Below are 11997 nucleotides of genomic sequence, written 5' to 3'. Positions count from 1 at the left end.
ATTTTTAGGTTGAGTAGCATTTGTGCAATAATTTGGAGGTTGATATGAAAACTATTCTTGAAGCACTTTGGCAGACTGATAAGCAGTATAAAATAGCCCTAACAAAGATTACAAAAGATCATGGTATAACGATTGCAGAGTGGCAATTATTAAAACATCTTGATGATAAAATTGATACACAAGATAAACTATCTGCTGATACTGGTTTAGATAATTCGACGTTGTCACGACAATTACATTCATTAACTAAAAAAGAATTAGTGGTTAGTGAAGCCATCGGTCATGACCATCGACAATTAATCTACCGATTGACATTACGAGGTACTGATACATTACATGCGATTAATGAAAAACATCAGTCTTTCCATGATAATGTCTTTCAGTTGTGGTCAGATGAAGAATTAAGTATGTTACAAATTTTATTAAATCGACTAGGTAAATCAATCAGTAAACCCTTTTAAAGTGTAAAAAATTGCATACTACTGAAATCAAGTTCGATTTATGATATGATTTATTATCGAGTGATTAAGTCATTATTGATAAGTATAACTTTGTAGAAATTTTTGAAGAACACATTAATAGTACTTAAAAAGGCAACGTTATCGTTAACGTTTAGATGACTTTGAAAGGATTTAGTGAAATGAAACTTGCAGTCGTGACTGATTCCACCGCATATTTGGATCGAGCAGAAATTGATAAATATAATATTAAAGTAATGTCAATGCCAGTCATTATTGATGGCGTAACATATCATGAAGGCATAGATATTACTACTGAGGAATTTTATGAAAAATTAGTGTCATCGTCAGAGTTTCCAACGACGTCTCAGCCAGCTGTTGGTGATTGGTTGTCGTTATTTGAATCATTAAAAAGTGAGGGCTATGAGGGTGCAATTGTCATAGACTTAGCTGCAACTATTTCGGGTACGGTTAATACCGTTGCTGGGTTAAATGGGATGGTTGATGATTTTGAAATTTTTGGGTATGATTCGAAAATTACGGTTCGTCTAATGGGACATTTAGTCCTTAAAGCAGCACAAATGGTTCAAGCAGGTAAGGACATTAATGAAATATTAAATGTGTTAGATGAGTTATCTGCCACAATTGATGAATGTTTCATTGTTGATGACTTACAAAATTTGGTGCGAGGTGGCCGTCTCTCGAATGCCTCAGCCTTTATTGGTACGATGTTGAAAATTAAGCCATTATTGACATTTGACAATGAGACAAATCATATTGTACCATTTGAAAAAGTTAGATCGATGAAAAAGGCTATGCAACGAGCTGAAGTTTTGTTTCATGAAGCCAAAGAAAAAGCTGATTATCCATTACGTGCAATTGTCATTCAAGGAAATGATGAAGTCGCTGGTCAAGCTTGGCATGATGAATTACAAAAAAAGTATCCAGATATGCGTGTTGAATATTCATATATTGGGCCGGTTATTGGTGCTCACTTGGGAAAAGGTGCACTTGCGTTAGCTTGGTTACGTGATCCAGACTCACTATAAAGAATGGAGCTGTTGTCTTTCTAAAGTAAGATATGACAGCTTTTTTAGTATTTTGACATAAACGTTATTGTTTAGTTATTAAAACTAGATTATCTTTTTTTGCATATTACTTCATTGAAAAAGCGAACTAAAGATGAGATAATTGAGTATATTGAAAAGAGAAAACGGGGAATTGATGTTATGGCCCAAGTAAAAATTGTGACTGATTCAACAGCGATGTTGTTACCTCATGAAATTGAAAAGTATGATATAAAAGTTATTCCGTTAACAATTACGATTGATGGTGTTACCTACCAAGACGGCATTACCATTACACCGGAAGAATTTATGGATAAAATGGCAGCTTCTAAAAATTTGCCACAAACTTCACAACCAGCATTGGGTATGTTTACAGAAGTCTATGAGCCACTTGTAGCAGATGGTTCTGCTGTTATTTCAATCCACCTAACAAAGGGATTGTCTGGCTCAGTTGATGCTGCTCGTCAAGCAGCTATGATGGTCGATGGGGATGTCACTGTCATTGACTCTGATTTAATTGATCGCTCACTTGGTATGGTTGTCTTGGCGGCTGCTAAGAAGGCAGCGAGTGGTGCAACTCGTAACGAGGTAATCGCCGAAGTAGAGTCTGTTAAAGCCAAAACAGAACAATATGTCATGGTTTCAAAATTGGATAATTTAGTTGCAGGTGGTCGTTTATCTAAAACTGCAGGTTTATTAGCAGGAATGTTAAATATTCATGTTGGTGCTCATGTGGTTAAGGGCAATATTATTGTCGAAGCAAAAGGACGTGGCACAAAGTCAACCAAAGCCTATATCAAAAAAATTACTGATTTACTACAGACCGTACCGAATGGTGTACACGCTATTGGTATATCAACCGCTGGTATTCCTGAACAACGTGAAAAATTAGGTGAACAATTGCAAGCATTATTTCCTAATGTAGAAATTGTTTTACAGCAGACGACACCAATCGTTGCTACTCATACTGGTGATGCTGCCATTGGTTTTAGTTACCAATTAAATTAAAAAAGATTGGTTCATCTCAGTAACAATCTTTAAAAATAAACCATCAATCTACGACATCTCATGGACAGGTTGATGGTTTTTTGTGTGAAAAATCATTGCATATTTTAGTCATTTTTTCTTGCGGGTAAAAATATGGTAAAATATCTAACTAGGTTATTGTTAAGCATTGTTGAAGGGAGTTGTTGGTATGCGACGTGCATTTTTTTTATTTTTATCAACGCTAAGTGTTGTCCTTTTTTGGGGAGCTACGACAGTCAATGCAGCCAACAAAGATGTCATTAGGCTAGTTGCAGTAGGTGATTCACTAACAGAAGGTGTTGGAGATACGACAGCTCAGCAAGGATATACAAAACGAACGGCAAAGCAATTATCTAAAAAATATGATGTTACTGTTAAAACAGCTAATTATGGTAAAGCGGGTGACCGCTCTGATCAGATTTTAAAACGTATTAAATCAAATCCGCAAGCTGTTGATCAATTAAAGAAAGCTGATGTCATTGTAATGACTGTAGGAGGTAATGACTTACAACAGACACTGTTTAAATCAGTTTTCGCTAAATCAGAAACAGATGTGACAAAGCATGTGGAAAGAGCGATGCCAAATTATACCCAACATTTGATGGCATTGACTGCTTTTATAAAGAAACAAAATAAACAAGCACCCATTTATTTATTTGGTAACTATAATCCTTTATATGTTTATTTAGCAAATCGAGATGATTTAAATGATGATGTTAAAATATATAATGATATTAATGCAAATTTAGCATCGACTGATAAACAAATATACTATGTTTCAACGTTTAAGACGCTTACTTTTGGCCAGTATACGACTAAAGCAGCGCGTGAAAAATTACGATCAGCAGCAGAAAAGGCTAATCGGGGTTCCTTAAATAATAAAATGGTGACAGAAACCTTACAAAAGCAAACAGACAAAGAATTAAATCAGTATATTACGACACAAGATCATTATCATCCAAATGACCTAGGCTATGATAAGATGAGTCAGTTACTAGTTAAAAAAATTATATTAAACAAGCAGGACTGGTTAAAAAAATAATATGAAACAAGAAAATATACGATCAAACATAGATTCAGTTGTGCGTCAAGCACAAAAGCGAGGGTACTTAAAGGGAATTCTTAGTACGTTAGTCGTATTAGTTATTTTAAGTACAGTACTTATTTTTATGCCTCAAAGTCATCAACATGTGACAGATTCACGTCCTGAGATTGGTCGTGCATCATTTGAAGTTAGAATTAGCCGCAAGGAATTAAACGCTTTAGTTGAAAAATATATAAATGCTGATCCGTCACTACGACATCAATTCCGTTTTGAGATGCAAAAACAAGGGATGATGTTATATGGCACTTATAAATTATTTGGACAGTCAGTTGATTTTGGTATGCGAATGACACCAGAAGTGACAAAAAATGGGGGTATTTTATTACATGCTGATTCAGTCGCTGTTGGTCAGTTACCGCTACCTGTTAAATATGTTATGAATTATTTTGGCAAAAAGATTGATTTACCTGATTGGTTAGTCCTTGATTCACAGAAGAAAACATTATTGATTGATTTAGGTAAGGCACCAAAAGTACAAGGTGTACGTGTTAAGGCAATTCAAATTAATCCTAAACAGGATAAGTTTGTGTTTAGAGGAGGATTTTCAGACAAATGAGACGTTCTTTTTTTCAATGGTTAATGACGCAAAGGAATCCGGTAACAAGTGATGAAGTTGAAAATTTTGCGAATGCAGCATTTTATGATACACAATTTCCAAAACATTCAAATAATTTTGATTTAATTTCACGATATCTCGAAGAAAATGCATCGTATTTACACAGTATGTCGATTTTTGATCAGGCATGGGCAGAATACCAAGCATCAGAAGAATAATAAATTGGAGGTATTAACATGTCACAAATTATACAATGGTTCCCTGGACATATGGCCAAAGCATTTCGATTGATGCGTGAAAATTTAAAACACGTTGATATTGTTTTTGAATTGGTTGATGCACGAATCCCACTTTCTTCACGTAATCCAGAATTAGATGAGGTCTTGGGTGATAAGCCAAGACTATTAGTGATGACAAAAACAGATTTAGCAGATGCTGAACGAACAAAACAATGGCAAAACTATTTTGAATCTCAAGGATTAAAGGTTGTGTCTTTAGACACACGTGGGCACAAGACACCCCAAATCATTACAAAAGCAGCCCGTGCTGTATTAGCTGATAAATGGGCTAATTTAGCTGAAAAAGGTGTCCAAGATAAAGCAATCAGAGCATTAGTTGCTGGTGTGCCTAACGTTGGCAAGTCAACTTTGTTAAATCATTTGGTGACAAAAAATGTGGCCATAACAGGTGACCGTCCTGGTGTCACAAAAAAATTACAATGGTTAAAAACACCGACAAATTTAGAGTTATTAGATACGCCTGGGGTACTATGGCCAAAATTTGTTGATCAAAGAGTCGGGCAACATCTTGCGATGACGGGGGCAATTAAAGATCAATTAGTTAATTTAGATGATATTTCGTTAGTAATGTTAAATTTTTTTAGGGATTACAATCCACAAGCCATTGTGGAACGGTATCACTTGAATTCAACCATTTGGGATGAACAGTCAGATGTTGATATCTTGCTGACTATAACGCAGAAACTTGGCTTTAAAGATGATTACGACCGTGCTTCAGAACGGTTATTACTTGATTTAAGACGTGGCAAGTTGGGTAAATATACGTTGGAATTACCAAGTGATAAGATCGGTGAAGTTATTGATGAATAGCGTAGAAACGATTGCTCAGATTAAAAAAAAGTTAAATGGTATACCCGATGAAAGTGATTTAAAGCGGTGGCAACAAGATCAACGGAAAGGTGTGCAAACTTTATTAAAACAATTTAAAAAACAGCAAAATAAATTGTTTTTACAGAAACAAGCATTTGAAAAGCGCTTGATTTTTGAAAAAGAAGCTTGGCGTGCTCAGCAAGTTGTTGCAGGCGTTGATGAGGTTGGTAGAGGTCCCTTAGCTGGGCCTGTTGTTGCTGCAGCAGTAATTATTGATGAGTCGTTTGATTTAACGATTGTGCATGATTCTAAGCAATTATCTGGCAAAATAAGACAAGCCATTGATCAAGAGATTAGAAATAAAGTTGTCGATTTTGCATTTGGTATTGTTGATGCTGCTGATATTGACCAATTAAATATTTATGAAGCATCAAGAATTGCAATGCTTCAAGCAGTTGAAAATTTGACACAACATGTGGATAGATTACTCATTGACGCAATGACGATTGATTTAGCTTTACCACAAGAAAAATTAATTAAGGGTGATGATCGTAGTATATCGATCGGAGCAGCTTCAATTTTAGCGAAAAATTATCGTGATAGTCTTATGAAACAATATGCAAAGCAGTATCCAGGGTATGGATTTGAACGTAATGCTGGTTACGGTACTGCTGAACACTTGTCAGCTTTGGCTAAGCTAGGTATTACGCCCATTCATCGTAAAACGTTTGCCCCTGTTAAAAAATATTTATAAATAATACACAAATCACGTTGATAAACGTCTCTATCATTTAAGGGAGGTTATTATGAAGCAACGTGATTTTTTATTATGGTTATTATTAATACCTGGTCTAACTATTAAAGGCCGATTTCGCATATGGCAATATATGACTGTTAATAAAATTGCTAATTTATCTTGGCAATTGATTCTGCAAATTAGTCGTATGAATCATTCACAGGTACAGCGAGCAGTAGCATGGAAAAAACGAGACAATTGGCATGCTGACTTGCAACAACTTAAACAAGAAAAGTATATTACCATTTGTGATTCAGAATATCCTAAGTATTTACATGAGTGTGTTGATGCACCAATTTGTTTATTTTATAAAGGAGATCTATCGTTATTAGCACATCCTCTTGTTGCAATTGTTGGTGCACGTCAAGCAACCAATTATAGTGAAGTGGTCTTAAATTCTTGGATACCACAGTTAATCGCCGCTGGATTAACAACAGTATCAGGATTAGCATATGGTGTTGACGAATTAACTCATCGCCATTCAATTAATGCGGGAGGAAAGACGATTGGTGTTATAGGCACAGGTTTAAATCATACTTATCCAAAACGACAGGATCATTTACAACGAAATGTGGGACAGACTGGTTTATTATTAAGTGAGTACTTACCCTGGGAAGGACCTAAAAAGCATCATTTTCCAGAACGTAATCGTATTATTTCGGGATTAAGTCAGGTTTGCGTTATTATTGAAGCACAACGACGGTCTGGTTCGCTAATTACAGCAATGTTGGCACTCGAACAAAATAGAACTGTCATGGCTTTACCTGGGCGTATTGATGAAAAGAATTCTCGTGGAACAAATGAACTTATTTTAGCTGGTGCAATCCCTGTCATATCAGCTAGCCAAATTATTTTAGAATTTCAACATTTTTACTAATTATTCAAATGATGTGGTAAGGAGTATTTGGCAAAATTTCGTTGTATAGTGTATAGTACAATATTGTTAGGTATAGAGACTAATTGAAAATAAAAAATAATTTATAAGAAAAGAGGTGCACGCAAATGGCTTCACAAACTGCTGTTAAAGAAAAAAAGACGCGTGCGGTGAAAGCAACAAGTACTAAAACAAAATCTCGAGCGAAGACAAAGTCCAAACAAAAGAAAAATTTGGTTATTGTCGAATCACCATCTAAAGCGAAAACAATTGAAAAGTATCTTGGTAAAAACTATAAAGTTGTTGCTAGTATTGGACATATTAGAGACTTACCAAAATCAACAATGGGTGTTGATATTGAAAATGATTATCAGCCAAAATATATTAATATACGTGGTAAGGGTGATATTATTAAATCTTTGAAAAAAGATGCTAAAGCAGCTAAGCATGTTTATTTGGCTTCTGACCCGGATCGAGAGGGTGAAGCCATTGCATGGCATTTGTCTCACATTCTAGATTTAGATTTGGAAGCTAGTGATAATCGAGTTGTTTTTAATGAGATCACCAAAGATGCTGTAAAAGATGCTTTTAAGCATCCACGAAAGATAGATATGGATCTTGTTGATGCGCAACAAGCTCGTCGAATTTTGGATCGTTTGGTTGGCTACTCATTATCTCCTATTCTATGGAAGAAAGTGAAAAAAGGATTATCTGCTGGACGTGTACAATCAATTGCCTTAGGGCTGGTTATTAAACGTGAACAAGAGATACAGGCATTTGAACCAGATGAATATTGGTCTTTAGATAGTACCTTTAAAAAGGATCGGACAAAATTTAAAGCGGTATTTTATGGATTTGATGGTAAAAAAGCTGGTTTACCTGATAATGATGCTGTGCAATCAGTTTTGAAACAAATTGATAGAACAGCACCATTTCATGTCATAAATGTTGTGACCAAGGATCGTAAACGAAATCCACAACCACCATTTACAACGTCGACAATGCAACAAGCAGCCAATACACAATTAAATTTTAAAACACGTAAAACAATGATGGCTGCACAGCAATTATATGAGGGTATTAATTTAGGCGGGAAGAATGGTACAGTTGGTTTAATAACCTATATGCGTACTGACTCTATTCGTTTATCAGAAACTGCTAAGTCAGAGGCTGCATCATTTATTAATGAAGAGTATGGTGCAGACTATGCTGCAACAAAACCAGTTCAAGGTAAGCAACAAGAAGGGGCTCAAGATGCTCACGAGGCCATACGTCCAACCTCAGTATTTCGAACACCAGCTTCTGTAAAGGATAAATTAACAAACGATCAATTTAAACTTTACCAATTGATTTGGTCACGATTTGTTGCTAGTCAAATGACACCAGAAATTTTAGCAACAATGGCTGTAACGATTGAACAAAATGGTGTCACTTTCCGAGCAAATGGTTCACAAACAAAATTTGCTGGTTTTACCAAGGCGTATCCAGCTGCAAAAAATAAGGATAATAAGTTACCGAGTTTGACGACAGGAGACCAAGTGAGTCTTGAAGTTATGTCTCCTGAACAACATTTTACGCAGCCACCAGCTCGCTATACTGAAGCAACATTAGTTCGAGCATTGGAAGAAAATGGGGTTGGTCGTCCATCAACATATGCTGCAACGATTGAAACGATTCAACGTCGTGCATATGTACGCTTAGATACTAAAAAATTTGTGCCAACGGAGTTGGGTGAGCTAGTTCAAAATACTGTACAAGAGTTTTTCCCCGATGTGACTAATATTAAATTTACCGCTCAAGTAGAAACTGATTTAGATAGTGTTGAAGCAGGAAAAAAATATTGGGTAAAAGTCGTAGATGATTTCTTCACGCCATTTTCAAAAGAATTAGAAACCGCTGAAAAAGAAATGGAAAAAATTGTTTTAAAGGATGAATTGGCTGGTTTTGATTGTGAGATTTGTGGTGCCCCAATGCTTAAAAAATTAGGACGTTATGGTAAATTCTATGCTTGTTCACGTTTCCCAGATTGTCGTAATACGAAGACAATTGTGGAAGAAATTGGGTTGCTCTGTCCTAAGTGTGGTATCGGACAAATTGTTGAACGTAAGACAAAACGTGGTCGGAAATTCTATGGCTGTTCGCGTTATCCGGAATGTGATTTTGTTTCATGGGATAAACCAACTGAGAAAACATTACCAGATGGGACAACGCCAAAAGAAGATGATGAGCAAAAAGATACTGAACAAGTAAAACAATCAGAAACTGCTAAATAAGTATGAAAATCGAGGTTGTTGGTAGTTATGAATAAAACTGAGAATGCAAAACAACTTTTTCTAAATTATTTACGAATTGAAAGACAATATTCAAGTGAAACACAAAGGGCTTATGAGAGTGATATTACTGAGTTCCTCGATTTTTTAGTAACGACCCAAGAAAAAGAAAAGATTGATTTAGCCAGTATTACAACTTTTGATGTACGTGTGTTCTTATCTAACCTTTATGAAAAGGGAGATGAATCAAGAACAATTGCTCGTAAGGTAAGTTCATTACGTAGTTTTTATCGCTTTTTAATGAATAATGATATGGTGGCTGATAATCCTTTTGTTGGAATTGTGTTAAAAAAGCCGGGGCAGCATTTGCCACGCTATTTTTATCAAAAAGAATTGACAAGTATGTTTGAGGTTGTTGAAAAAGATAAAACAGTGTTAGGATTACGTAATCAATTGTTACTAGAAATGCTTTATGGCACAGGTGCTCGTGTATCAGAAATAACTAATATGACGTTAACAAGCGTTGATAGCCAGGCACGTATTGTGACGATTACCGGTAAAGGGAATAAAACACGCATTGTTCCCTTTGGTCATTATGCTGAAAATGCGTTAAAACAATATTTAGCAGATAGTCGACCAATATTAGTACAGAGGCAAAAAAACATCACAGGTAATACAGATTGTTTATTTTTAAACCAACATGGCCGTCCTTTGACACCAGCAGGCGTTGAATATACTTTGAAGCAAATTGGAAAAAAAGCTGGTTTGACCCAGGATGTTACAGCTCATATGTTCCGTCATACATTTGCGACGGATCTTTTAAATAATCAGGCTGATTTGCGTACAGTCCAACAATTATTAGGACATAGTAGTTTAAGTACAACGCAAATTTATACACATGTGACAACGGATGCACTACAAAGGAGTTATCGTAATTTTTTCCCTAGAGCGTCAGAATAAAATTGGTAAAGACCAATTTTATTTGGTATGATTAATATAATACTTAGTTATTGCGGAGGGGTTATGTCAGTTAAACTTGAAAATGAGAATATCACCGTCACTATATCAGAAATGGGTTCAGAACTTACGAGTGTCAAGAGTCGTGAATCTGGATTAGAATACATGTGGACTGCAGATCCTAATTTTTGGGGTCGTCATGCGCCTAATCTATTTCCTATCGTTGGTCGATTAAAGGGTGATCGCTATAAATATCGTGATAAGACATATTTTATGACACAGCATGGTTTTGCTCGTGATAATGAATTTGATTTAGTTGAAAAAACCAATACTATGGCGAGATTACGTTTGGTTGATTCAGAAGAAACGCAATCGATTTATCCGTTCCATTTTCAATTTGATATTATTTATCGATTAACTGAACAAGATACTTTAGGGATTACTTATGTTGTGACCAATACTGATACCCATGAAATTTTCTTTTCCGTAGGTGGTCACCCAGGATTTAGAGTACCTTTAGAAGCAGGTGAAAAATTTACTGATTATTATGTGAATGTTGATCCGGAGCGTAAATATAGTCGTTCTAAGTTAGTTGGACCATATTTAGATAATAATTTAGATACAACTTTTAATTCAGATATTCCTTTACGTTTGCGCTACGATGATTATAAAGATGATGCGATTATTTTGCGATTAGATGGTAATCCAGTGTCTATCATCCTCGCAAAATTAAGTGAGTCTCACGGTGTGACAATGCATATCCAAGATGCAAAATTTGTAGGTATTTGGACACCATATGGTAAAGAGGCACCTTTTGTGTGTTTAGAACCTTGGTGGGGCATAGCTGATACAGTAGATGCTGATGGCATTATTAATCATAAATATGCCATTAACAGTTTAGCACCGGCACAAATATTTACAGGTTCATTTTCATTATCATTCTTTTAGCATTTAGAAGTGAAACATGATTTTAGAATTTGATAATTATGCGATGACAAAAGGCCGTCAACCTACCAGTTATGGTGAGTTGATGGCCTTTAATACGTTATAGCAAATGATAAACGTTTTAATATTTTCGTGTACCTGTAAAAATTAGGTAAGATTATTTTAATAAATTATTTTTTTGACAACCAGTAGCCAAATCCAAATGGTACTTTTGACTCAGTACCATGAAAAATGCGACTGATATTGCCACGATGCCGATAAAATACAAAAATCGTTAGCACTAAAGCAATTGTTGTTAACAGCCAGTCATGTAACCAAAAGGCAGATAATAATGTTACAGTAGCAAAACCAAGCATTGAACCAACTGATACCATGCTAGTGATAAGGATAGCAGTTATAAAGGCAATGACAGCAGCTAAAAACATTGCTGGACTATACAGGAGCAAAACACCGACTGAAGTGGCGACTGCTTTGCCACCTTTAAAGCCGATCCACATTGAAAATGTGTGCCCCAGAATTGCACCGAGACCGACGACCATAAATGTCCAATGGGGTGCTGGCCCCCAAATAGCAGCCATTGCGGCACCTAGGATACCTTTGCATAAATCTAAAATTAGTACAATGGTACCAGGGAGTGGCCCTAAAGTACGGAAAGTATTTGTTGTTCCGATATTGCCTGAACCTAGCTCAAGAATATTTTTTTTATAAAAAATTTTTCCAATCCAAAATCCTGATGGAATCGCACCAAATAAATAGGCCAATACAAAACTAATAATAAAATGAAAAACCGTCACAACGATAGCTCCTTAGATATTTTTTCATGATTGTCAGGTT

At 35.6% G+C, this 11997-nt stretch carries 13 protein-coding genes; 12 read left to right on the top strand and 1 reads right to left on the bottom strand.

Features of this window, described 5'->3' with window-relative positions; genetic code table 11:
* The first annotated feature begins 44 nt into the window (after positions 1-44).
* From AC3B5D_RS04645 to AC3B5D_RS04590, 12 genes are all read left to right on the top strand, one after another.
* Positions 45-461, top strand: a complete 417-nt coding sequence (locus AC3B5D_RS04645; protein WP_489841150.1) for a MarR family winged helix-turn-helix transcriptional regulator — start codon at positions 45-47, stop codon at positions 459-461.
* Between the two features lie 179 nt (positions 462-640).
* A complete protein-coding gene (locus tag AC3B5D_RS04640; RefSeq protein ID WP_489841151.1) occupies positions 641-1507 on the top strand; it encodes a DegV family protein in 867 nt (288 codons plus the stop codon).
* 180 nt (positions 1508-1687) lie between these two features.
* Complete coding sequence (locus AC3B5D_RS04635) at positions 1688-2533, top strand: DegV family protein (RefSeq protein WP_489841152.1); 846 nt, start codon at positions 1688-1690, stop codon at positions 2531-2533.
* 187 nt (positions 2534-2720) lie between these two features.
* A complete protein-coding gene (locus AC3B5D_RS04630; RefSeq protein WP_489841153.1) occupies positions 2721-3593 on the top strand; it encodes a DUF459 domain-containing protein in 873 nt (290 codons plus the stop codon).
* A gap of 1 nt (position 3594) precedes the next feature.
* Entirely contained in the window at positions 3595-4212 is a 618-nt protein-coding gene (locus AC3B5D_RS04625; RefSeq protein ID WP_489841154.1) for a YpmS family protein, read from the top strand.
* Positions 4209-4430 carry a YozE family protein gene (locus AC3B5D_RS04620; RefSeq protein ID WP_489841155.1) on the top strand — a complete coding sequence of 74 codons (222 nt, stop codon included), beginning with the start codon at positions 4209-4211 and terminating at the stop codon, positions 4428-4430. Before AC3B5D_RS04625 ends, AC3B5D_RS04620 begins: the two co-directional genes overlap by 4 nt.
* Positions 4431-4448: 18 nt before the next feature.
* Positions 4449-5321 (top strand): ribosome biogenesis GTPase YlqF, encoded by an 873-nt coding sequence (ylqF, locus tag AC3B5D_RS04615; RefSeq protein ID WP_489841156.1) that lies wholly within the window; start codon positions 4449-4451, stop codon positions 5319-5321.
* The gene (gene rnhB, locus AC3B5D_RS04610) at positions 5314-6075 is read left to right on the top strand and encodes a ribonuclease HII (RefSeq protein ID WP_489841157.1); all 762 of its coding nucleotides are present in this window, start codon (positions 5314-5316) and stop codon (positions 6073-6075) included. Before ylqF ends, rnhB begins: the two co-directional genes overlap by 8 nt.
* 52 nt (positions 6076-6127) lie before the next feature.
* On the top strand, positions 6128-6994 hold the full coding sequence (gene dprA, locus AC3B5D_RS04605; protein ID WP_489841158.1) for a DNA-processing protein DprA: 867 nt from the start codon (positions 6128-6130) through the stop codon (positions 6992-6994).
* A 125-nt stretch (positions 6995-7119) separates the two neighbouring features.
* Positions 7120-9264 (top strand): type I DNA topoisomerase, encoded by a 2145-nt coding sequence (gene topA, locus AC3B5D_RS04600; RefSeq protein WP_489841159.1) that lies wholly within the window; start codon positions 7120-7122, stop codon positions 9262-9264.
* Between the two features lie 27 nt (positions 9265-9291).
* Positions 9292-10221: a tyrosine recombinase XerC gene (xerC, locus tag AC3B5D_RS04595; RefSeq protein WP_489841160.1), complete on the top strand. Its 930-nt coding sequence runs from the start codon at positions 9292-9294 to the stop codon at positions 10219-10221.
* 63 nt (positions 10222-10284) lie between these two features.
* On the top strand, positions 10285-11166 hold the full coding sequence (locus AC3B5D_RS04590; protein ID WP_489841161.1) for an aldose 1-epimerase family protein: 882 nt from the start codon (positions 10285-10287) through the stop codon (positions 11164-11166).
* Positions 11167-11333: 167 nt separating this feature from the next.
* On the opposite strand, the gene plsY is transcribed toward AC3B5D_RS04590, so the two are convergent.
* Positions 11334-11957: a glycerol-3-phosphate 1-O-acyltransferase PlsY gene (gene plsY / locus AC3B5D_RS04585; protein ID WP_489841162.1), complete on the bottom strand. Its 624-nt coding sequence runs from the start codon at positions 11955-11957 to the stop codon at positions 11334-11336.
* Positions 11958-11997 lie beyond the last annotated feature (40 nt).

It is taken from the genome of Weissella sp. ESL1177 (assembly GCF_058107185.1).
The sequence above is the reverse complement of the archived record's forward strand: the minus strand, read 5'-3'. Positions and strand labels throughout refer to the sequence as shown.

Bases quoted from the DNA above. Each gene is read 5' to 3' on its own strand.
- AC3B5D_RS04645 (WP_489841150.1), top strand. From the start codon at position 45: ATGAAAACTATTCTTGAAGCACTTTGGCAGACTGATAAGCAGTATAAA.
- AC3B5D_RS04640 (WP_489841151.1), top strand. From the start codon at position 641: ATGAAACTTGCAGTCGTGACTGATTCCACCGCATATTTGGATCGAGCA.
- AC3B5D_RS04635 (WP_489841152.1), top strand. From the start codon at position 1,688: ATGGCCCAAGTAAAAATTGTGACTGATTCAACAGCGATGTTGTTACCT.
- AC3B5D_RS04630 (WP_489841153.1), top strand. From the start codon at position 2,721: ATGCGACGTGCATTTTTTTTATTTTTATCAACGCTAAGTGTTGTCCTT.
- AC3B5D_RS04625 (WP_489841154.1), top strand. From the start codon at position 3,595: ATGAAACAAGAAAATATACGATCAAACATAGATTCAGTTGTGCGTCAA.
- AC3B5D_RS04620 (WP_489841155.1), top strand. From the start codon at position 4,209: ATGAGACGTTCTTTTTTTCAATGGTTAATGACGCAAAGGAATCCGGTA.
- ylqF (WP_489841156.1), top strand. From the start codon at position 4,449: ATGTCACAAATTATACAATGGTTCCCTGGACATATGGCCAAAGCATTT.
- rnhB (WP_489841157.1), top strand. From the start codon at position 5,314: ATGAATAGCGTAGAAACGATTGCTCAGATTAAAAAAAAGTTAAATGGT.
- dprA (WP_489841158.1), top strand. From the start codon at position 6,128: ATGAAGCAACGTGATTTTTTATTATGGTTATTATTAATACCTGGTCTA.
- topA (WP_489841159.1), top strand. From the start codon at position 7,120: ATGGCTTCACAAACTGCTGTTAAAGAAAAAAAGACGCGTGCGGTGAAA.
- xerC (WP_489841160.1), top strand. From the start codon at position 9,292: ATGAATAAAACTGAGAATGCAAAACAACTTTTTCTAAATTATTTACGA.
- AC3B5D_RS04590 (WP_489841161.1), top strand. From the start codon at position 10,285: ATGTCAGTTAAACTTGAAAATGAGAATATCACCGTCACTATATCAGAA.